This is a genomic window from Neobacillus sp. OS1-2 (assembly GCF_030915505.1).
GTDB lineage: Bacteria > Bacillota > Bacilli > Bacillales > Cytobacillaceae > Neobacillus.
In genome coordinates, this window is sequence record NZ_CP133265.1 from 2,509,690 (window position 1) to 2,533,239 (window position 23,550).

The window sequence follows — 23,550 nt, forward strand, 5'->3', positions numbered from 1 at the left end:
TTGAATGGCTACAATTAAGGATATTGCCCAACTTGCGGGTGTTTCGATTGCGACTGTATCCCGCGTGTTGAATTATGATACGACGCTTTCTGTCGGCGACGAAACGAAAAAGAGGATTTTTGAAGCAGCAGAGGAGCTTTCGTATAAGAAGAAACCGGTGCGCAAACAGGAGTCCGGAAAGATTGCGCTGCTGCAGTGGTACACCGAAAAAGAAGAACTTGAGGATTTATACTACATGTCCATCCGACTTGGCGTAGAAAATCGGTGCCGGCAACTTGGCTTTCAATTAGATAAGTACTTTCAGGATAACTATGAAATGCTGAAGAGTGATGAGGTTCAAGGGCTGGTCGCGATTGGAAAGTTTAGTGAAAACCAAGTTAAAGAGCTCCATTCCATTACTAATCATATTGTCTTTGTCGATTCTTCGCCTGACGAGGAGCAGTTTGATTCAATCGTCATTGATTTTGAAAAGGCAACTGAGAAGGTGCTGGAACACTTCGTTGCAAAAGGCCATGAGAAAATCGGCTATATTGGCGGGAGAGAGGGCTTTAAGGACAAGACCTCTATCATTGAGGATCAAAGGGAACTGGCATTCAAGCGCTATTTAGGAGAGAAAGGGTTATTAAATGAAGCGCTTATGTATTGTGGAACCTTTTCTGCTGATGATGGTCATTCCTTAATGACCAAGGCCATACAGCAGCATGGAGAAAATCTGCCTTCTGCCTTTTTTGCCGGGAATGACTCGATTGCTGTCGGTGCGCTTAGAGCCCTATTGGAGGAAGGGATCGCGGTTCCGGAAAGGGTTAACATCATCGGAGTCAACGACATCAGCATCTCAAAATACGTTTACCCATCCTTAAGCACGGTCAAGGTGTATACGGAGCTCATGGGTGAAACGGCCGTGGATACACTGTTAGAACGAATTGATGGCAGAAAGACTGCCAAAAAAATCTTCATTGCCACCAAACTTGTCATACGAAATAGTAGTTTTTAACCAAAAGCCCGCCAAATAGTTGGTGGGTTTTTGTTATTGTCGAAAATTGGGATTTTTCGTATAATGTTTGTATCTAGGCTGGTAGCGGTTACATGTGCAGAGGGATTGGAGACTTTTTATGAGCAAATTATCGATTACGGCCTATACGTTTGGTGTGTTATTTTTCATAGTGAGTTTCTCCTTTTCGATCTACTACGGCATTAAGGTAGTGACCCATGACTTGCCAAGCGAGAAAAAGCCGAAAGAAACGTATCATTATCATTTTGTTCTGATTCCGGAGGAGCTTGATAATGAATATTGGCGACTTGTCGAGAAGGGGGCAAAGGCAGCGGCAAAGGATTATGGGGTTATGCTGGAATACGTGGGGCCGAAGCAAGCCAATATTGAGGATCATTTAAAAACGATTGAAATGTCAGCGGCCTCGAAAGTAGATGGAATCATGACACAAGGATTGAGTGACGATCAATTTACACCGTTAATTAATCGGGTCATTGAGGAAGGGATCCCTGTCATCACAGTCGATACCGATGCCTCCAATAGTAAACGAATGGCCTATATCGGAACAGACAATTATTATTCCGGTTATTTAGCCGGGAGGGCATTTGTGGCTGATACAAAGGGAAAGGCAAATGTTGCGATTATTACGGGAAGTTTTTATAAGAATCATCAGATTAAGCGGGTGCAGGGTTTTCAGGATGCAGTAAAGTCAGAAAAGGATATTCATATCATCGATATACAAGAATCAGAAATTAGTAGAGTTCAAGCTTCGGAAAAGGCTTATCAAATAATGCAGGAACACCCCGAAGTCAATGCATTTTACGGGACAAGTGCCCTTGACGGGATAGGAATTGCTCAAGTGGTCAAGAAATATAAGAAGAACGACCCCCTCTATATCATGGCATTTGATACCCTGCCGGAAACGCTAAAATATATTCGTGAAGGGGTTATAGATGCAACTGTTGTTCAGGAGCCATTTGAAATGGGCTATGAATCAGTGAAAATGATGATTGATTATATTGAAGGAAAAAAGGTTCCTTCCGTTATCCATACAAATACCAAGATTCTAAGGGTAGAAGATTTACCGCCCGCTTCTAGGGAACGAATGGAGGAGATTCAATAATGTTATTTCGAATCAGATCGAAATTGCTCCTTTATTTTATCGTTCTCGTAGTTTTATTAACTTCTGTTGGGTTTATTTTTTACAATAGCAGTGAAAAGCTATTGAATGAATATGACGATAGCTTTGAACAATTTCTGCTGTTAAATGATATCTCACAACGAACAAATGTCATGACGGAAAAGTTGCATGCGTATATTTTAGATAAGGAAGAATCTTATTTGGAAGATTATCGCAAAGAAAAGATCAAGCTGATTAAGGATCAAAAGAGACTCTATCAAGAAATGAATACCAATGATATAACCCTCATCAACTATAAAAATATGATTGATAGTTTTTTAGATGAAGGTGATGCAACCGTAGGGGCTTTCCAAAAAGATGATATTAACCATTATTCGGATCATTTTAATGAAGTCTTAAAAATTGCTTCTTTCCTGCAGGAGAGTACATTGGCGCTATTAAATAATAAATTAACGGACTACCAAAACTTCTATGACCAGATGGAAAAGCAAAGCCATTATTATAAACTGATGTCCATTTCACTGTTTGCCGCGGCCTTCTTTCTGAGCACGTTACTGGCGTTATGGATTTCCGGTGGAATCACGAAGCCGATTAGTCTATTATCTAGGGCTGCGAAGGAAATTTCCAAAGGGAATTTGTCGGGAGCGGATATTAAAATTACGACAAAGGACGAGCTAAAGCCGCTAACGGAGACGTTTAACCAAATGCGTATGAATCTTAGACAGCTTGTAACGGAAATTAAACAAAAGTCAGAATTAGACAAGTTGTTAAAAGAATTGGAGTTACGCAGCTTACAAAATCAAATAAATCCACATTTTTTGTTTAATACATTGAATACAGTGTCAAAGATGGCGTATTTAGAAGAAGCGGAACAAACATCGCGTTTGATTGTATCAGTGGCAGCCCTTCTGCGCTATAATCTCAGTGATTTTAATAAAGCCTCTACATTGAGAGAGGAAGTGCGGATTGTGAAGGAGTACTTTTTTATTCAGCAAACAAGATTTGGCGAACGGATCGAATTTGCAACGGACATCGACGACAGTTGTTTAGATATTGAAATACCAAGCCTCATTCTTCAGCCGTTAGTTGAAAATGCCTTTATACATGGGGTCGAATCCTTTGAAGAAAATGCTGAAATCCGCCTCCGCATTTACCGCAAGCGAGATCGAATCCATGTAGAAGTGATTGATAATGGGGATGGGATGGATGAGGCTACGAAGAAAAGATTGCTCACATATGTCGAAGGAGCAGACTCGGAAGAGGTATACGAACCTGAAAAATCAAAGGGTCACTCAACTGGTATTGGTGTAAAAAATGTGATTAGACGGCTTCAGCTCTTTTACCAACGGAACGACATTGTCGAAATTGAATCAGAGTTGAAAAAGGGCACCAATTTTAGACTGACGATTCCGAATGTGGTAAGAGGAGGAAGCTAACTTGTTGAAAATCCTGATTGTGGATGATGAAGTCCTTGAACGAAAAGCATTAACGAAAATAATAAATACCTCTGGGGAAGACGTAATCGTGATTGGAGAGGCTCCAAATGGGAGAAAGGCGATTGAAATGGCTGTCCAGCACCGGCCGGACATTATTTTTATGGATATAAAAATGCCCGGTGTTGATGGTGTCCAAGCAGTCAAAGAAATCAAAAAACTAGATGCCGGCATACGGTTTATCATGGTTTCAGCCTTTAACACGTTCGAATATGCCAAAGAAGTCATGCAGCAGGGGGTAAAGGAATATCTGTTAAAGCCAAGCAGTAAACAGGATATTCTTGCGGCAGTAGAGCGCGTTTCGGGAGAAATTCTAGAAGAACGCCGGCAGAAAGAAGAGCAGCAAAGCCTGCGGGAGAATTTGGAACGGGCTGTTTCCATTGCACAAAAAGAGTGGGTTACTTCCCTCCTGATGAATCAGGTTGAAGATATGACATTTGATGAATGGGGACAGCTGTTAGGGGTTGAAATTATTTCTGGGCATGTCATGCTCTTTTCTTTTCAGGCAACAGGAAACACAGAACTTTCTCCAACTGAAAAACAGACCTGTTTTTCATGGGTTAAAGCTGCCGTTAAGTCAATAGTCAAAAAATATCAGGTCATGATTGGACCAATCACGGATGGACAGGTACCCGTTTTATTTTTATATAAAAAAGCAACGGAAAAGCTACATTTTCGATCAAATGCACAGTCATTCATTGAAAATCTGCTTACTCTTTTCAATCAGGAACAGTTTAATTGTGATTTGAGGATTGGTGTGGGTCTCCCATACAACCATGCCAATGAGCTACATAAATCCTATCATGAAGCAGTTGTAGCACTTGGACAGCTGTTAAACATGCCAAATCGGAAATATTACTTTTGCGAAAAACAAGGGTCCCTTCCTACGGAAGTCGCTTCGGCATCAGGTGTCCTTGAAATAGAGAAAAAGCTATTAGATGCGGTCCGGCAAGGAGATGTCAATCAGGTTTTATTAACCTTTGATACGTTTGTGACCACCCTTAAAGATAATCCGCAGGTCAAAGCACCAATGGTGAAAAAGTCATTGGATGAATTGTTTATTCTCATTTCCCGTATGCTTCATGATCTAGGGATCAGCAATGAACGGTCAATGGTAGATAATGAATCTGATGATATCCAGGTAATGTTCGAAAAGGGAAAATCCCAGCTGGTGTCAATCGTCCAGCAGGTCCAGGTATGGCGAAACAATCATGCAAAGGGAATGCTTCATAAGGCAAAGGAATATATTGAACATCATTATGATGATTCAATTACCTTGGAATTAGTGGCCGAATATGTGGAGCTTAGCCCGTTTTATTTAAGCAAGTTATTTAAAGATCGGTTTGGGATGACCTTTATTGATTATTTAACGGAAATCAGGATCAATCATGCCAAAAGGGAAATGGCCGATCCAGGGAAAAGTTTGAAGGAAATCTGCTATTCAGTAGGGTACAAGGATCCCAATTATTTTAGTAGAGTGTTTAAAAAGACAACAGGATTATCGCCAACAGAATACCGAAAAGTAACGGTAAGTTAAACTTCCAAAGGCCAATTCGCTATAATGCGGGTTGGTCGTTTTTTTCACCAATATTACAGTTTTATTGCAAACGATTACAAAATAATCTAGATATTCACAAAAATGTGCTATTGATTGGAACTATTGTAATGACGGCACCGATGTTACCATATGTGTAAGGGCTTACAGGGAGGCTAAGTTAAGCGGTTTGAAAAGCAGCTTACCAGGGTCTTTACTAAATAGAAAAAGGAGATTGATAACATGGGTAAGAAGAAAAAGGGGTTAATTTTATCTTTAACGGTTGCATCTAGTATTCTATTAGCTACTGGTTGCAGCAGTTCAACAAGCGGTTCGGATTCTGGTAAGAGTAAGGATGGCGGCGATCTTCCTGCTGTTGGGGCAACGATCTATAAGTTTGATGACAACTTCATGTCGTACGTACGCCGTGCCATGGAAGATTCCGCAAAAGATAAAGTAAAACTGATGCTGAATGACTCGCAAAATGACCAAGCGAAACAAATTGAGCAAGTAGATACGCTTATTGCTAAAGGGGCAAAATCGTTAGCTATTAACCTAGTGGATCCAAAAGCAGCGCAAACAATTGTGGACAAGGCGAAGCCAAAGAATATTCCAGTTATCTTCTTTAACAAAGAGCCCGATGCAAGCGTATTAAGTGGCTATGATAAAGCGTACTATGTTGGAACAACCTCATCAGAATCAGGTGTCCTTCAAGGTGAATTAATCGCTAAGGCATGGGAAGCAAACAAAGATAAGTATGATAAAAACAAAGACGGAAAACTTCAATACGTATTACTAAAAGGGGAGCCAGGGCACCCAGATGCTGAAGCTCGTACGAAATTTGCTGTGGATACAGTAAAACAAAAAGGTATCGAAGTAGAAGAGTTAGCAATGGATACGGCAATGTGGGATGCAACGAAAGCAACTGAAAAAATGGATGCTTGGTTAGCAAAATACAACGAAAAAATTGAGTTTGTCATTGCCAATAACGATGGTATGGCACTTGGAGCGATTGCATCACTTGAAAAAGCAGGATACTTCTCTGGTGACAAGTTTATGCCTGTAGTGGGTGTTGATGCGATTCCAGAGGCACTTGATATGATTGAAAAAGGAAAAATGGTCGGTTCTATTTTAAATGATGCGAAAAACCAAGGAAAAGCAACTGTTGAACTTGCTGCAAACGCTGCAAACGGTAAAGACGTATTAGATGGAACTGAGTGGAAGCTTGACGATAAGAAAGCCGTTCGTGTTCCTTACGTTGAGGTAACAAAAGATAATATTCAAATTGGTAAAGACGCATATAAATAAGTTTTAGTAAAAGCATAGATTGAGAGGAAGCGCCGGTCCGAGGGCTGCCAAATGCTGGCCCTCTGGCGCGCTTCGAACAAAGGAAAAGATTCTGCTTTTCCTTCGTTCGGGGCATTGCTTCGACCTGAAGCGGGACAACGACTGAATAAAAGATTACTACAATAGATATGGGACTCCTATTCAAAGTCTCATATTTTTTAAATGGGTAAGCGAGGAGGTTCGCACATGTCTGAAGCGAGTACAACCAATTTACTTGAAATGCAAAGTATCACCAAACGATTTCCCGGCGTCGTCGCCCTTAATAATGTTTCACTCAGGGTTAAGGCTGGATCCGTACATGCCTTAATGGGCGAAAACGGGGCAGGAAAGTCAACCTTAATGAAGTGTTTATTTGGGATTTATTCGATGGATGAAGGCAAAATTCTCTTTGAAGGAAAAGAAGTAGCATTTGCTAATTCTAAGCAGGCACTTGAAAATGGCGTTTCGATGGTGCACCAGGAATTAAACCAGGTAAGGCAGCGCAATGTCATGGATAATATTTGGCTTGGGCGCTATCCGAAAAAAGGTGTCTTTATTGATGAGAAGAAAATGTATGAGGACACAAAGGCGATTTTCAAAGGATTAGATATTCAAATTGATCCGCGCAGTAAGGTGAGCACCTTATCGGTTTCGGAGATGCAAATGGTGGAAATCGCGAAAGCCGTCTCGTACGGTTCAAAAATCATCGTTATGGATGAACCAACATCATCCTTAACGGAGAATGAGGTAAACCATTTGTTCACCATCATTCGAAAACTGCAGAGCGACAATGTGGCCATCATCTATATTTCACACAAGATGGAAGAAATTTTGAAGATTTCCGACGAAGTAACGATCATGCGTGACGGTCAGTATATTGCCACGAAAAGTGCTAAGGAATTAACCACAGATGAAATTATCAAGCTGATGGTGGGACGTGATTTATCACAGCGCTTTCCTGAAAAAATAAACAAGCCGGGAGAAATGATCCTGAAGGTATCTGATTTGACGGCGGAAACACAGCCTTCTTTTTCAGAGGTAAGCTTTGAGTTAAGGAAGGGCGAAATTTTAGGAATAGCCGGCCTTGTTGGCTCGAAACGGACGGAAGTGCTGGAATCCATCTTTGGAATGAGATCCTTGAAATCCGGAACGATTGAATTGAATGGCAAGATGGTAAAAAATCTTTCGCCACAGCATGCCATCAAAAACGGTTTTGCCCTTGTAACAGAAGAACGAAGATCGACTGGTATTTTTCCAGAGTTAAGCATCAGCTTCAACTCGATTATCTCCAACATGGACCAGTATCGAAAAGGACCTTTTCTTTCAGACGGAAAAGTGAAGGAAGATACACAATGGGTCATCGATTCCATGAATGTGAAAACGCCTACGCAAAAAACGTCGATTGGCAGCCTTTCGGGCGGAAATCAGCAAAAAGTTATTATCGGACGCTGGCTGTTAACGAAGCCGGATGTATTATTGCTTGATGAACCCACACGGGGAATTGATGTTGGGGCAAAGTTTGAAATCTATCAACTTATTAACCAATTAGCTTCAGAAGGAAAGGGGATCATCATGATCTCGTCCGAAATGCCTGAGCTTTTAGGTGTAACTGATAGAATTTTAGTCATGAGTAATGGAAAAGCAGCTGGAATCGTAGAGACGTCTTCTACTTCACAAGAAGAAATCATGCGATTAGCAGCATTGTACTAGGAGGCGATGGAATGAACACAAAGGCTTCAAATAAAGAAAATGTATCTAAATGGCTTGTTGATAATGTCATATATGTAGTGTTAGTCCTTCTCGTAGTCGGGATTGTCTTTGCATCTCCTGACTTTTTATCGATGACGAACTTAATCAATATTTTAGCCCAATCCTCATCAAGGGTCATTATTGCCCTTGGAGTAGCCGGGATTTTAATTACAGCTGGTACCGACCTTTCAGCTGGCCGGATGGTTGGTCTTGCCGCTGTTATTTCGGCATCCATGCTGCAGGCTGGGGATTATGCTTACAAAATGTATCCCAACTTACCTGAATTACCACTGTTTGTCCCGATTATTATTGCCATGCTTGCAACAGGCTTAATCGCAGCCTTAAACGGTGTGATTGTTTCGAAGTTTCATGTACCGCCATTCATTGCGACATTGGGTATGATGATTGGAGTATACGGATTATCTTCGATTTACTTCGACCGTCCGCCATACGGTGCACAACCTATTGGGGGCTTGAGCGAAAAGTTTACCACCTTTGCACAACGCGGTTTTAAACTAGGGGAATATGAATTTCCATATCTCATTTTTTATGCCATTATTGTTTCAATCATAATTTGGGTGATTTGGAATAAAACCCAGCTCGGTAAAAACATGTATGCGATCGGTGGCAACCCGGAAGCAGCCAAAGTTTCCGGTGTAAACGTCGCAAAGTATCTAATTATCATCTACACGATTGCTGGCCTTCTTTATGGCTTAACAGGTACCCTTGAAGCTGGACGTGTAGGTAGTGCAACGAACAACACAGGTAACATGTATGAATTAGATGCGATTGCCGCCTGCGTAGTCGGTGGTGTCTCCCTATCAGGTGGGATTGGAACTGTTCCTGGTGTTATCACAGGGGTGTTGATTTTCCAAGTCATCAACTACGGACTCGCGTTCCTAGGCGTAAGCCCATACATCCAATTCATCGTAAAAGGCCTAATCATCATCGTCGCTGTAGCCTTCGACATGCGCAAACACGCTAAAAAGAAATAGCAATGAGCAAAAAAGGGAAGCTGCCACTAGGAAGCTTCCCTTCATTCTTCAAATTGATGAATTCCCGCTCGCACACCCGTGACCTTAGTCGTGGGAGGTTCAAAGTATTCTATTAAACTTTTTTAAGCAATAAAATAGGTAATAACAGAAAGAATAACAGACGTAATCAACATGGCCATCAGTGGCCGCGCAGCCTTCGTTCGGAGGTCGCGTAAGCTTACATTCAACCCGAGGCCGACCATCGCAGAAGTCAAAATAAAGGTTGTGGCATTTGCAACCCCATCCATGGCAGTTTTCGATACCGGAATGGATTTTCCAAGTACATAACTTCCAAATAGGCTCATCAGAATAAACCCAATCAGAAACCACGGAAATTCAATTCTTGTATCCCCAGCGCTCCCAGCACTTTTCCTTTTTACCCAATACATTAAGATAAAGCATAACGGAATTAGCAGCAGCACTCGACCTAATTTTGCTAAAAGAGCGATGGCCAACCCATCAGGACCTGCCGGCGCACCGGCTAAAGCGACATGGGCGATTTCGTGAAGGCTAATGCCGCTCCATATTCCGTATTGAATGGCTGATAATGGAAGGAAAGGCCTAAGAATCGTATAGGTAATGGAAAAAATAGTTCCCATCAATGCAACAATTCCTACCCCTATTGCTGTATCTTCATCCTTTGCTTTGATGATCGGTGAAACGGCTGCAATGGCTGCTGCTCCGCACACTCCTGTACCAACACCAAGGAGCAGGATGAGAGAGCTTTCAGCTTTCAGCAACTTCCCCAGCCAAATGGTAAATAATATCGCGAAGACAATGACACCTACATCACGTGCAAGCAGACCTAGTCCTTGATGAAACACAATATCAATATTCAGCTTTAATCCGTATAAAATAATCGCAAAACGTAATAACCGTTTTGAAGAAAATTGAATCCCAGCACGTAATTTTTCAGGATAACCAAAAAATTGCCGATACAAGACAGCAATCACAATGGCACAGGCAAGCGGCCCCACATGATCAAAGCCAGGGGCTTTTGATAATAGATAACCGAATGCGGCTACCACTATGGTAAAGGTGATTCCTGATAACCATAACCATCCGGAAGGCTTCGGCTTCGGCATTATTTGCTGTTGGAAGTCCTGTTCGTTCAAAGGTAATTTTGTTGCCCTTTCACTCCCCAAACTATCACCTCAGTTAATTTTTCTCTCCCTAGAATACTCCTGATTCATGTATAAGTAAAATAAAGATATATAATAGGGATAATAAGTAAATGGATATAAATAGAACAGACAAATGGGAGGCGAAACGGTGGATCAACATTTAGATGTGTTTATAAAGGTCGTGGAAAAAGAAAACTTTTCTAAAGCAGCGGAGGAACTACATATGACACAGCCGGCGGTCAGTCAATATATTCGGGCATTGGAAGATGCTGTCGGGACAAGATTATTGGAACGGAGCAATAAGTTTGTCCGTTTAAATAAGGCCGGTGAGATTGTCTACCACCATGCCAAGGAAATAGTAGCACTCTATACAAAAATGCACTATCTAGTAGATGATCTGACAACTAACGCAAGCGGCCCAATTGCAATTGGGGCGAGCTACACATTTGGCGAATATATCCTCCCGCATATTATTGCTAGTATGAGGCTGCAGTCGCCACATATCAGCCCATCCATTAAGATTTATAACACAAAGGAAATTATCGATTTAGTGAGTTCATATCAATTAGATATTGGGATTATTGAAGGGGTGGTAAAGAATGATAATTTAAATATAGAAATCGTTTCTGAAGATAAAATGGTCATTGTTGCTGCACCCCACCATCCCCTATTGAAAAAGAAAGATGAAATCCGCTTTTCAGAACTAGCCGCTGAAACGTGGATCCTACGAGAAGAGGGATCAGGAACAAGGGAGGCTGCAGATAAGCTGTTTCAAATAAATGGATTTACTCCGGAGAAAGTAATGGAATTTGGGAGCACACAACTGATTAAAGAATCGGTTGAGGCTGGACTTGGGATCAGTTTAGTTTCCCGCTGGGCACTTGATAAGGAGCTAACCAATGGCTATTTGGAAGAAATGCACGTGAAAGGACTGCCTTTTAAACGCAACTTTTCCATCCTTACCCGATCGCTTTTTCAAACAAAAGGACTAAAAGTGTTTATTGAAATACTCAAAGAATATTTAGCTTCAGCGGGGCAAGGTAAGAAAATTTAAGCCCCCTTACACAATATAAGATAATTCATAGGAAAGGTTTTATATTTTGTCTAATGACAGGCCTAGACAGTGGTGTATAATTAATATGTTAACTGAATATTCATATATTTTATCACTACCGTCGTTCCACCTTATTAAACATTTAACGAAAACATACTTAAGCACACTTTAGTATCAGTTTTTTTAAAAAGGGGAGTGTTTAATAATGCAAAAACAAAAGCTCGTAATCAATGAAGAGAGACTGCAGCAGGAGCTAGAAAGGTTTGCAAACTTTGGTCGGACAGAAAACAATGGAGTAACAAGGTTGTCCTTGTCAGAAGAGGATCGCCGCGTCAGAAATTACTTTAAAGCTTGTTGCGAAGACTTGGGTTTAACGGTCACATTCGATGATATGGGGTGTATGTACGCAACCCTTGAGGGGATTGAAAATAAACCGCCCATTTTGATCGGTTCCCATTTGGATACGGTAAAAAAAGGCGGCCGCTTTGATGGTGTTTTAGGCGTACTAACCGGGTTAGAAGTCGTTAGAACACTGATTGATCATCAAATTAAACCGCAAATTCCGATTACGATTGTCAACTTTACCAATGAAGAGGGGGCAAGGTTTGAACCTTCGATGATGGCATCGGGTGTTCTTTCAGGCAAGTTTGATAAGTCTGCCATGTTAAAAAAGGTAGATTCGGAGGGAATTACTTTTGAGGCGGCCCTAAAAGCGATTGGATACGAGGGAGATGTGGGGAATCGGTTGAAGGAGGCTAGTGCCTTTTTAGAGCTGCATATTGAACAAGGGCCAATCTTGGAAAAAGAAGCCTTGACGATTGGCGTGGTCGAATGTGTGGTAGGAATGGCGTGCTATGAAATTGAGGTAACAGGAGAATCGGATCATGCCGGGACGACTCCGATGAAGATGAGAAAGGATGCCCTGTTTGCGACGAATAACTTAATTAACGAAATCCGCAATCGTTTAGGTGTATTGGATGAAGAGTTAGTCTTTACGATTGGTCGAGTAAACGTGTATCCGAGTATCCATACGGTTATCCCGAATAAGGTTGTGTTTACCCTTGAAGCACGGCACAAAGACATGGAAATCGTCGATACCGTTAAGAACTTCATTCAAAGCCTGCCGCATTTAGGCGTGGGCGAGGGCTGCGAGATTAAGACGACGAAATTATGGGAACGTGACACAGTTTGGTTTGAACCAGGACTTTGCCAGCTGTTGGAGCATTCCGCCGAATCGCTGGGTTATTCTCATAAGAGAATGGTTAGTGGTGCCGGGCACGATGCTCAATTCATTGCGGGCTACGTCCCAACTGCCATGTTATTTGTTCCGAGTATTAATGGGAAAAGCCATTGTGAAGAGGAACTAACAAGCTGGGAGGATTGTGAAAAAGGGGTTAATGTCATTTTAGATACTGTGCTTACATTGTTATCAAAATCATAGATGATTTCACTAACAGACTTTTCCGCCTGGCGGAGGAGTCTTTTTTTATTATAAAAACAAGGTTGTAAAAAATCATACAATAGTGTAAAATTACACCATAAAATAGACGTGTTCTTTGAAAGGGCGGATGATGTTGGGGGAAAAATTATGGCTCTTATTATTGAATTTTGGTGTGGTACCTCTTGTATTGTCTATCATTGCGTTTTTGTTAATGGGCTCGGGACTAGATGATATCATAATGGCAGCACTTCTGCCTCTAAGTGCCGGCGGTATTCTCGCGGGACTTTTTATAAGTAAAAGACGAGTTCGGTCAGGTGGATTGCCAGAACTTATCACACTCTTCTTTTTGCCGCTTGCCTATACGGCCCTTTTATGGGCTGTGTTTATGTTGATCAGCGGTGGGTTTTATGGGGCAAATTCTTGGCTTTTTTATAGCATTTTTCACCTGGCACTAGCACCCATCTATTTTCTTGCGATGTTTTCCGGTGAAGGGAGATTATTCCTATGGGCACCGCTAGCTTACGAGTTAGCATTTTTCGGCGGGGTATTGATAACAACGATCATAAGCAAGGTGCGGCCCTTTATGAATCGGAAACAGCTGGTGCCAATTTTGTTGGTTTTTTTTCTTGCAATAGGCACAGGCGTAACGGTTCAATGGCACCGTAGTCAGACGGTTTTACCATCCTATGGTTTTCAGTATGGGGGCGGCTACTCTAGTACAGACTTAACGCCATATGAGGTGACGAATCTAGCTAATAAGTTGCCAAAGCTGGCGGCGACATCGACATTTACCATTAAGAATCCAAGCGAGATGCCGATTTTAGACGGAGCAGAAGCGGCTTTTCCGGTTTACTCGGCGTTTGCCAACACAGTCTATGAGAATATTGGAAAAGAGATGGACAGGGCAGGGGAGATTGTCAGTTTTACTAATACTATTTATGCCTATGAACGTCTATTATCTGGGGAAGCAGATATTTACTTTGGTGCCATACCGTCGAAGGAGCAGCTGGGAATGGCGAAAAAGGATGGGAAAGAATTGGTCATGACGCCCATTGGTAAGGAAGCCTTTGTCTTCTTTGTTAATCCAAGTAATCCAGTCAATAGCTTAAAAGTTTCCGATATTCAAGAGATTTACTCCGGAGAAGTAAAAAATTGGTCTGAGGTTGGCGGGAAGAGAGAGAAAATCATTGCTTTTCAGCGTCCAAAAAATTCCGGCAGCCAAACACTTTTAGAAAAAATTATGGGCGATACCCCAATCATAAAGCCACTAAAGGAGGACGTACCTGAGGGGATGGGTGGAATTATTGAACAGGTAGCTGATTATCGTAACTATGATAATTCGATTGGCTTTTCATTCCGTTTCTTTGCAACCGGGATGAAAAAGAATCCGAATATTAAACTGCTGGCCATTGATGGAGTGGAACCAAATCCCGAAAACATCGCGAGCGGGAAATACCCCTTTACCGCCTCCCTCTACGCCATTACGGTGAAAGACAACCCAAAACAGGCCATAAAACCTTTCCTAGAATGGATGCAAGGACCCCAGGGTCAAGAGATTGTAGAAAGAATTGGATATAGTAGGGCAAGGGAGTAGGGTGTCAGGCACCATAAATGAACACCTGTCTTCCCCAGGTGGACACATTTCAAAATGGAGAGCGAGGAGCTAAAAGCCGTAAAGGATTCCGTTTTCGGGTGCCTTCTTAATTAAATGACAGAAGAATAATTTTATAAATTTTTAAAAGCTGGTCGATAAAAAGCTGCTGATTCCTACATCAAGGATCTAGAGGGTCCGCACTTATCGGTTTGGGGGTTAGGTTAAGCAACCAACCTGATAAATAGACGTATAAATTCCGCCTAATGAGAAATTCTGATTAAAAAAAGCTTCAATAGACGGAGAGATTCCGCCTATTGACTCGAAAGATCCAAAAATGGGGGATTTTGCTTGGCATAACCTGAAAATCTCCCCATATTTCCCCCGAAACCAGCTCCATTCTACATTTAACCGAAAAATCTCCGCTTATTATCTTTTGCTAATTACCCGATTCAGGACAAGACGCCCTAATAAAAGAGTGTCGCCGTTATTTTTTTCGTTTCCGTAAAACCGAAAAAATAATTCCGCAAAACCGGATATTTTCCGGTTTTGCGGAATTTCAATTAAAGGAGAATGCCAGAAAAGTAGACAAAAGAAAGGAAAACAAATAGGATATTTATCCCTATTCTCATAGGAGAAATGTTTATATATTGCTAGAATTAGGAAAAATGGGTCTTTATTATCGGATTATGTTATCTTGGCATGATACTTGCAAATTAGTAAGGGGAGAGCCTTTTACTAAAGTGATATCTTTTGTAAACGCTTTCTAACCGGACGATGTGATATCCGGAAATTAAGACTAGTCTAAGGGGGATGTACATGGAGTTATTTGTTATTCTGTTGGCGCTTGGGCTGCTCATCTTTGTTGCCTACCGCGGGTTTTCTGTTATTCTATTTGCGCCATTATGTGCATTGCTTGCGGTTTTACTCATTGACCCAAGTCATGTGTTACCGTTCTTTTCTGGTGTATTCATGGAAAAAATGGTCGGGTTCATTAAATCTTATTTTGCGGTCTTTTTATTAGGGGCTATTTTTGGAAAAGTAGTGGAAATGTCAGGGATTGCAGAATCCATTGCAAAAACAATTGTTCATCTGATAGGTGCCAAACGGGCCATGCTGACGATTGTTTTATTAGGTGCGATTTTAACGTATAGCGGTGTAAGTTTATTCGTAGCCGTTTTTGCCATTTATCCATTTGCCGCTCAAATGTTCAGACAGGCCAATATTCCGAAAAGGCTGATTCCAGGCACGATTGCATTGGGTGCTTTCACATTCACAATGGATGCATTACCAGGTACACCACAAATTCAAAACGTTATACCGATTTCTTTCTTTAAAACAGATATTTATGCCGCACCAACTCTGGGCATTATTGGCGCTATTTTCGTTTTAGCTTGCGGGTTACTTTACCTAGAGTCGAGAAGAAAGAAGGCAGAAAAAGCGGGTGAGGGCTACTTTGGCTTCGGTGCTGAAAATGCCGCCGCAGCCGAAAACATCAAGCTTGAAGAAATGGAAGCTGTTCCTGATATAACATCAAAGCAATCCGCAGCAAGACAAATTCTTGCCTTTATTCCGCTCATACTTGTCGGGGTAACGAATAAACTTTTTATTACCTATATCCCTAAATGGTATCCAAATGGGTTTGATTTTTCAGCAATTGGCCTAAAAACCTATTCCGTTGACGTGGCATCCGTTGCCGCGGTTTGGGCCATTATAATGGCACTGATTGTCGGGATTCTTGCATCACTTCTATATGATTGGAGACGGGTAACAAAGGGCTTTAAAGAAGGACTTAATACGGCCATTGGCGGTTCCTTGCTCGCAACGATGAACACTGGAGCTGAGTATGGATTTGGCGGTGTTATTGCCGCGCTTCCAGGATTTGCGAAAATTAGTGACGGTATTTCGAATACGTTCACGAATCCGCTTGTTAATGGTGCGGTTACTACAAGTACACTTGCCGGAATGACAGGATCCGCATCTGGTGGTATGGGGATCGCTTTAGGAGCAATGGCCGATAAGTATAATCAGGCGATTGCAGCTGCAAATATCCCGCCAGAAGTTATGCATCGTGTTGTCGCAATGGCATCAGGTGGTATGGATACGCTTCCGCATAATGGTGCCGTTATTACGTTGCTTGCTGTTACAGGATTGACCCATAAGCAATCATATCGAGATATTTTTGCTGTTACGATTATTAAAACAATAGCGGTGTTCTTTGTTATCGCTCTTTACACGATATTTGGAATTATTTAAGGAAGGTCTACTATTTATAGGAGGGCAGCCATGAGTAAAACATTAGAGGGAAAAACAGCATTTATTACTGGGTCTGCAAGTGGGATAGGATTGGAAATGGCGAAGACGTTTGCACAAGAAGGGGCACAGGTGGTCATTTCCGATTTAAATACAGAAAAAAGTGAACATGTTGCAGTTGAATTAAGCAGGCAAGGGTTCAAAGTCCTTTCAGCACCCTGTGATGTAACAAATGAGGAAGCTTTTAAAAATAGCATTCAATTAGCCTATGAAACGTTTGGAAGCCTTGATGTTTTAGTAAATAATGCCGGTATGCAATTTGTTTCACCGATTGAGGAATTTCCAACCGAGAAATTTGAATTGCTTGTTAAAATCATGTTAACTGCACCATTTATCGGTATAAAGCATGTCTTTCCTATTATGAAGAAACAGGGTTCTGGAAGGGTAATTAATATGGCTTCCATTAATGGGGTCATCGGGTTTGCGGGTAAAGCAGCTTATAATAGTGCAAAACATGGGGTGATTGGGTTAACAAAGGTCGCTGCCCTAGAAGGTGCAACAAGCGGAATTACCGTTAATGCCTTGTGTCCAGGTTATGTGGATACGCCGTTAGTTCGAAATCAATTAGCCGATTTAGCGGTAACAAGAAATGTCAGTTTGGAATGTGTCATTGATGAAGTGCTCTTGCCGCTTGTTCCGCAAAAAAGGCTATTATCTGTTTCAGAAATTGCCGATTATGCGGTTTTTTTGGCTAGTGATAAAGGACGGGGGATCACAGGTCAAGCGGTCATCCTTGATGGTGGCTACACGGCACAATAATCGTAAGTTGAGATCCTATTCAATCATTGAATAGGATTCTATTTTTGTGAAAATTATTAATTTTATAATTTCATCATGGTCCTTTGTTATAATAAACATAATTAAGGTGGCAAGGGTGTGGGTAGATGAACATAGGATTGGAAGCGATACCACAGGGTTGGCACGAGCAAATTATTAATCTATTAGCTGAACGAATCGTTGTGACCAATCGTGAAGGGATTATTCTTTATATAAATGACGCGTATTGTGAGTTTCTAGGAACAACCGTGGAAGAGGCCGTCAACCGACCTGTTCAAGACGTGATTGAAAACACACGTATGCACATCGTCGCCAAAACTGGCCAAAAAGAGCTGGCGGCCGTTCATCCGATCAATGGAAGTGAAATGGTTGCAAATCGCTTTCCGCTAATAGTAGAGGGGGAAATTGTAGGCACCTTAGGGACCGTTATGTTTCGCAGTCCTGAGGAATGGCAGATGTATAAAACAAAGATTCAAAATCTAGCAGATGAATTAACCTATTATAAAACAAGGGTGGAAAAGGATTTAAAAGGTAAATATCATTTTCACGATTTAATTGGAAACAGTGCGCCATTTCTTGCTGCAAAAAAATTAGCAGAACGGATTTCTGCCAGCAACTCTTCTGTTTTACTGATAGGGGAGTCAGGCACCGGTAAAGAATTGTTTGCCCATGCCATCCATGGCAGCAGCATGCGCCGGGCACTACCGTTTGTTGCCATCAACTGTGCCTCGATTCCGGAGCATCTGCTAGAATCGGAATTATTCGGTTATGAGGACGGCGCATTTACTGGAGCAAAAAGGGGCGGAAAAAAGGGACAGTTTGAGTTGGCGAACAATGGCACCCTTTTTCTTGATGAAATCGGCGATATGCCCCTTACCATGCAAAGTAAACTATTAAGAGTGTTGCAGGAAAAAGAAGTACTGCGAGTCGGCGGACAAAAAGCCATTCCTGTCGATGTACGAATCATAGCTGCAACACATAGGGATTTAGAGAAACTGGTAGTGAAAGGAACGTTTCGTCAGGATTTATATTACCGGTTAAATGTCATTAAAATCGAGATCCCCCCATTGAAAGAACGTAAAGAGGATATTCCACTCATTTCAATAAACCTTTTGAAAAAGTTAGCAGGGAAGTTTTACCGTAAAGGGATTGCCATTTCTCCAGAAGTGGAACAACGGCTCATGGAACATTCATGGCCAGGTAACATTCGTGAGCTTGAGAACGTGCTTGAACGGGCTATTAATGTTCTAGATGGCAAAACAATCGAAGTGTCCCACCTCCCCTTATATTTACGGGATCAGGAATGGAAGGGAAGCGACCTAAACAATATGAGTGGTAAAAACCCTGAGGATGACGTTCTGTTACCGATAACACCGTTAAAGGAAAAGCTAGCCATGGTTGAAAAAGAAACCATTTTACAGGCATTGACCGTTACGAATGGAAATAAACAGGAAGCAGCCAAGCTTTTGGAGATAGGGAAGACCCGTTTTTATGAGAAATGCAAAATGTACAATATTAACTAGGGAAAACTAACATCCATATAAAAGGTTCAATGGAAGGCTATGTGAATTTCTTCCTATTGCTTCCCGCGTCAACCGGACCCAAGGTACTAATAAAAAGAATATTTTCCTTATAGTAATAGTAATAATTCTAGTTTAAGATAAGAGAGAATAATATGACAAATTCGACAAAGTATGGGTGGGAGTCAGTTGGTTTTTTTAGACTACATTTTTAATCTCTCGATATTTTCGCTTTTGGTTAGCACGCCATTAGTCATCCGTTCATTTATCAATCTTAAACCACTGAAACAGGTACATTTGGGAGTTGGATTATACGGAGGAATTGTTTCTGTGATCCTCGTCATGTTATCTTTCCAGCAGGCAGGTTATTCCTACGACATCCGCTATGCCCCGGTTATTTTGGTCTTTGCCTACTTTGGACCTGTTTCAGGATTCCTAACGGGGATCTTCGCATTGATCTCAAGACTTTTTTTAAGTGGTCATTGGAGCACGGCAATTATTGGCTGGACCAACATTATGGTTGTTTTTTCTCTCATCCATTTGTTTACAAAACAGCTTACCGCAGTAAAAAAATGTATGATTTTATATGGGGCATATCTCGTCATCTATGTGATAAATGTACCCATTATTTTTCACGTATTTAGAGATGAACCTTTCTTTCATCTTCAATATCTTTTATTTGTCATGTTAGGCGTCATCGTTGGGGTTCTACTTATTGAATCATATGTGAAGCTGCATCGACTAAATAATCGATTGTCGGACATGTACAAACTGGTAGAATCAAGTGAATCAAAGTATCGCCTCATCGCGGAGAACACATCCGATCTGATCATGCTGATGAATAAGGAGCAGTCGATTAGTTATTTCTCCCCTTCGCATGAGATGGTTTTAGGATTCCCGACCAGTGACCTGGAAAAGTTTGAATTATGTAAGATTGTTCATCCCGACGATGTGACGATGTTTAGAAATTCCATTATGAGGATGTTCGAACAAAAAGAATCACAAACGATGGAATTTCGTTTAAGGCACAAGGAAGGGCATTGGATTGAATTTGAGTCCCGTTGTATGCCCGTTCGGGGAGAAACAGAAGCAATCGAGAACATTGTGCTTATTAGCCGAGATATCTCTGAACGGAAAAAGTCTGAAGAAATTCTTTTGCAATCTGAGAAGCTATCAATTGTTGGGGAACTAGCAGCAGGAGTGGCACATGAAATCCGCAATCCGCTCACAACAATAAAAGGATTTGTCCAACTGTATAAAGTGGAAAATAGTTCGATTGAATATAATGACCTGCTCTTAAGTGAATTAGAACGGATTGAAGCCATTACGAGCGAGCTTCTCACATTAGGGAAACCTCAAGCGGTTCAACTGGACCGAACAAATATTAGGGAGCTAATTGAAAATACACTCGAGCTCCTTGCACCGCAGGCACTTATGAATAACATTCAATTTAACTTGAAATTTGAGGATGCTCCACTTATTGTTACAGCTGAAAAGAATCAATTAAAGCAGGTTTTCCTAAATATATTAAAGAATGCCATCGAGGCGATGCCAAATGGCGGGGACGTTTATATCCATTTGAATAAAGGACTGTTAGATGAGTGCGTGATCTCGATTCAAGATCAAGGCTATGGAATTCCCGAGGAATTGCTTCCTCGATTAGGCGAGCCCTTTTACAGTTTAAAAGAAAAGGGAACAGGGCTTGGTATCATGATCTGCCATAAAATACTCAAACAACACCATGGCAGCATCACCTATAAAAGCCAAATCCAACAAGGAACCACAGTCGAAATTAAACTTCCGTTAGCAAGTTGATAATAGTTGAAAAGGTGTCAGGCACCGTCTGTGGACAATGTCCACAGACGGTGCCTGACACCTTTTTTTAGCTTGGTATATTTCTTAACATGGTGACATATTTATTACATATCAAACGTTTGATGGTAATGGGAAAAAGGTTAAGAGTAATGTAAATTCCGACTTGACTGATATGATTAAGCGGATTAGGGATTCGGTATTCAGTATGTTAGCAAAGGAGGAATAGTGTGAATACTTTTCTTATTATCGTGAATGTTGCTGTATTACTATTGCTCATTTTAGGTTTATTCATGATGCAAAGGAAGCATGTTTCGTTTTCAAAACGTGTGTTCACTGCATTGGGGTTAGGTATTATTTTTGGCTTTGTTATTCATTTAATATACGGAACAACACATGAAGTTACTACAGGTTCAATCGATTGGTTTAACGTTGTAGGGTTCGGTTACGTTAAGCTTTTACAAATGGTTGTCATGCCGCTTGTCTTCATTTCGATTGTAGGTGCCTTTACTAAATTAAAGTTGACGAAGAACATCGGAAAAATAAGCTTCCTTGTGATTGGAATCCTGCTTGGAACCACCGCTATTTCCGCAGCCATCGGTATTGGATCTGCGCTTGGATTTGGTCTAGATGGCATTCATCTCAGTGAGGGTGATGCCGAGAAAGCACGTAATGACCAGTTAGTGGAACGAGTGGCGGGCATCGAAAATATGACCCTGCCGCAACAAATTGTTGAATTAATTCCTAGTAATCCGTTTCAAGATCTAACGGGAGCGCGTCCGACATCGACAATCGCGGTTGTCATTTTTGCAGCCTTTATTGGGATTGCCTACCTTGGTGTGAGGCGGAAGGATCCGGAGCATGCGGATTTATTTGCCAAAATTATTGATACATTTTACTCGATTACCATGAGGGTGGTTACCCTGATTCTTCGCCTTACCCCATACGGAATTTTGGCTATCATAACCAAGGTGACAGCAACAAGTGATTATGCGGCCATTGCAAAATTAGGCAAGTTTGTTATTGCCTCTTATGTGGCGCTCATCCTCATGTTCATTGTTCATTTACTTCTCATTTCATTTGCAAAACTAAGCCCTGTGAATTATGTGAAAAAAGCCATGCCAACCTTAACGTTTGCCTTTACTTCACGTACAAGTGCAGGGACACTGCCGATGACAATCAAAACACAAACGAAGGATTTCGGAGTATCTGAGGGAATAGCGAACTTTGCCGGGTCATTTGGACTTTCGATCGGCCAAAATGGCTGTGCCGGAATATATCCGGCGATGTTAGCAGTCATGGTTGCACCAGCTGCTGGCATTGACCCGACAAGTATATCCTTTATTCTTACTCTGATTCTAGTCGTAGCAATTAGTTCATTTGGAGTGGCCGGTGTTGGTGGCGGGGCCACCTTCGCAGCCTTAATCGTATTATCGGTCATGAATCTTCCGGTTGCGATTGTTGGTTTATTGATCTCGGTTGAGCCGCTAATTGACATGGGTCGAACAGCCCTGAACGTCAGTGGTGCCATGACTGCAGGCGTCCTAACAAGCAAAGCAACAGGAGATATCGAAACAGACATTTACCAACAACCCAATATCGTAGAAGCCTAATCGTTTTAAAGGGTGTCAGGCGCCACGCTAGTGGTGCCTGACACCCTTTTTACTTTTTTTACATAGGAAATATACTTTAAATTAAAAATAATTGAATTCGAGATAAATATACGATACAATGAATGAATGAATAGATGGGATATATAATAATAAATAAAACTTCTAAGGAAGAAGTGGGGGATGAATCATGGAGAAATTTCACCAAAAACCAAACCTATATGTCGGTGAGGTAAATATTAATGTAAAAAACCTAGACTATTCAGTGACTTTTTATCAAAATATCATGGGTTTTCAGGTGTTGGACAAAACGGATCGTAAAGCGGTCTTAACGGTGAATGGGAAAACCCCTCTATTAACACTGGAACAGCCTGATGATGTTATGTCGAAGACAGTGAATACCTCTGGTCTGTACCATTTTGCGATTTTGCTGCCATCAAGGGCAGATTTATCTGTATTTTTACGGCATTTGGTTCAGACAGGGTATCCATTAGGCGCAGCCGACCATTATGTAAGCGAAGCGTTATACCTGAATGATCCAGACGGAAATGGAATTGAAGTATACCGAGATCGTCCCTCTTCTGAGTGGACATGGAAAAACGATCTAGTGGAAATGGCGACTGAGCAGCTGGACGCACAAGGAATTTTGGCGGAAAGTGATGCAGAATGGAATGGTCTCCCTTCTGAGACTATTATGGGTCATATTCATCTGCATGTAGGTGACCTTAAAAAGGCAGAAGAATTTTACACAAAAGGGCTTGGGTTTGATGTGGTTAGTTATTATCCCCAGGCGGCATTTTTGTCCACCGGCGGGTATCATCACCATATTGCGATCAATACATGGCAGGGAGTGGGAGCACCTCCACCGCCGCCAAATAGTGTGGGTTTAAACTGGTACACACTTGTCTTTCCTAATGAAGCTGCAAGAGAGACCGTGATCAACCAACTACATCAAGTTGGCGCCGCGGTTAAGGAAGAAACAGATTTTTATGTAACGAGTGATCCCTCGGGAAATCAAATTCAATTAGTGGTTAAATAGG

At 41.5% G+C, this 23,550-nt stretch carries 17 protein-coding genes; 16 read left to right on the top strand and 1 reads right to left on the bottom strand.

The features are described 5' to 3' along the window. Positions 1-4: 4 nt before the first annotated feature. From RCG19_RS12285 to mglC, 7 genes are all read left to right on the top strand, one after another. Complete coding sequence (locus RCG19_RS12285; RefSeq protein WP_308107371.1) at positions 5-994, top strand: LacI family DNA-binding transcriptional regulator; 990 nt, start codon at positions 5-7, stop codon at positions 992-994. A 118-nt stretch (positions 995-1,112) separates the two neighbouring features. Further along, complete coding sequence (locus tag RCG19_RS12290; protein ID WP_308107372.1) at positions 1,113-2,114, top strand: sugar-binding protein; 1,002 nt, start codon at positions 1,113-1,115, stop codon at positions 2,112-2,114. After that, positions 2,114-3,568 (top strand): sensor histidine kinase, encoded by a 1,455-nt coding sequence (locus tag RCG19_RS12295; RefSeq protein WP_308107373.1) that lies wholly within the window; start codon positions 2,114-2,116, stop codon positions 3,566-3,568. Before RCG19_RS12290 ends, RCG19_RS12295 begins: the two co-directional genes overlap by 1 nt. A 1-nt stretch (position 3,569) precedes the next feature. Next, positions 3,570-5,162: a response regulator gene (locus tag RCG19_RS12300; protein ID WP_308107374.1), complete on the top strand. Its 1,593-nt coding sequence runs from the start codon at positions 3,570-3,572 to the stop codon at positions 5,160-5,162. Positions 5,163-5,402: 240 nt separating this feature from the next. Further along, positions 5,403-6,467: a galactose/glucose ABC transporter substrate-binding protein MglB gene (gene mglB, locus RCG19_RS12305; RefSeq protein ID WP_308107375.1), complete on the top strand. Its 1,065-nt coding sequence runs from the start codon at positions 5,403-5,405 to the stop codon at positions 6,465-6,467. 225 nt (positions 6,468-6,692) lie between these two features. Then, complete coding sequence (gene mglA / locus RCG19_RS12310; protein WP_308107376.1) at positions 6,693-8,195, top strand: galactose/methyl galactoside ABC transporter ATP-binding protein MglA; 1,503 nt, start codon at positions 6,693-6,695, stop codon at positions 8,193-8,195. Between the two features lie 11 nt (positions 8,196-8,206). After that, positions 8,207-9,229 (top strand): galactose/methyl galactoside ABC transporter permease MglC, encoded by a 1,023-nt coding sequence (gene mglC, locus RCG19_RS12315; RefSeq protein WP_166244742.1) that lies wholly within the window; start codon positions 8,207-8,209, stop codon positions 9,227-9,229. Positions 9,230-9,351: 122 nt separating this feature from the next. On the opposite strand, the gene RCG19_RS12320 is transcribed toward mglC, so the two are convergent. Further along, positions 9,352-10,413, bottom strand: coding sequence for a YeiH family protein (locus RCG19_RS12320; RefSeq protein ID WP_374049543.1), 1,062 nt, complete (start codon positions 10,411-10,413; stop codon positions 9,352-9,354). A gap of 127 nt (positions 10,414-10,540) precedes the next feature. Between RCG19_RS12320 and RCG19_RS12325 the strand changes: the two genes are divergently transcribed. The 9 genes from RCG19_RS12325 to RCG19_RS12365 all read left to right on the top strand — a co-directional run bounded on the left by RCG19_RS12325 (position 10,541) and on the right by RCG19_RS12365 (position 23,549). Next, positions 10,541-11,446: a LysR family transcriptional regulator gene (locus tag RCG19_RS12325; protein ID WP_308107377.1), complete on the top strand. Its 906-nt coding sequence runs from the start codon at positions 10,541-10,543 to the stop codon at positions 11,444-11,446. A gap of 205 nt (positions 11,447-11,651) precedes the next feature. Continuing rightward, complete coding sequence (locus RCG19_RS12330) at positions 11,652-12,887, top strand: Zn-dependent hydrolase (protein ID WP_308107378.1); 1,236 nt, start codon at positions 11,652-11,654, stop codon at positions 12,885-12,887. A 130-nt stretch (positions 12,888-13,017) separates the two neighbouring features. After that, positions 13,018-14,481, top strand: coding sequence for a PstS family phosphate ABC transporter substrate-binding protein (locus RCG19_RS12335; RefSeq protein WP_308107379.1), 1,464 nt, complete (start codon positions 13,018-13,020; stop codon positions 14,479-14,481). A gap of 816 nt (positions 14,482-15,297) precedes the next feature. Further along, positions 15,298-16,734, top strand: a complete 1,437-nt coding sequence (locus tag RCG19_RS12340; RefSeq protein WP_308107380.1) for a GntP family permease — start codon at positions 15,298-15,300, stop codon at positions 16,732-16,734. Positions 16,735-16,764: 30 nt separating this feature from the next. Then, positions 16,765-17,550 (top strand): 3-hydroxybutyrate dehydrogenase, encoded by a 786-nt coding sequence (locus RCG19_RS12345; RefSeq protein ID WP_308107381.1) that lies wholly within the window; start codon positions 16,765-16,767, stop codon positions 17,548-17,550. A 125-nt stretch (positions 17,551-17,675) separates the two neighbouring features. After that, positions 17,676-19,091: a sigma-54 interaction domain-containing protein gene (locus RCG19_RS12350; protein ID WP_308107382.1), complete on the top strand. Its 1,416-nt coding sequence runs from the start codon at positions 17,676-17,678 to the stop codon at positions 19,089-19,091. Between the two features lie 186 nt (positions 19,092-19,277). After that, on the top strand, positions 19,278-20,903 hold the full coding sequence (locus tag RCG19_RS12355) for an ATP-binding protein (protein ID WP_308107383.1): 1,626 nt from the start codon (positions 19,278-19,280) through the stop codon (positions 20,901-20,903). Positions 20,904-21,130: 227 nt separating this feature from the next. Then, positions 21,131-22,513, top strand: coding sequence for an L-cystine transporter (locus RCG19_RS12360; protein WP_308107384.1), 1,383 nt, complete (start codon positions 21,131-21,133; stop codon positions 22,511-22,513). Positions 22,514-22,700: 187 nt separating this feature from the next. Beyond that, positions 22,701-23,549 carry a VOC family protein gene (locus RCG19_RS12365; RefSeq protein ID WP_308107385.1) on the top strand — a complete coding sequence of 283 codons (849 nt, stop codon included), beginning with the start codon at positions 22,701-22,703 and terminating at the stop codon, positions 23,547-23,549. The last annotated feature ends 1 nt before the right edge of the window (position 23,550 follow it).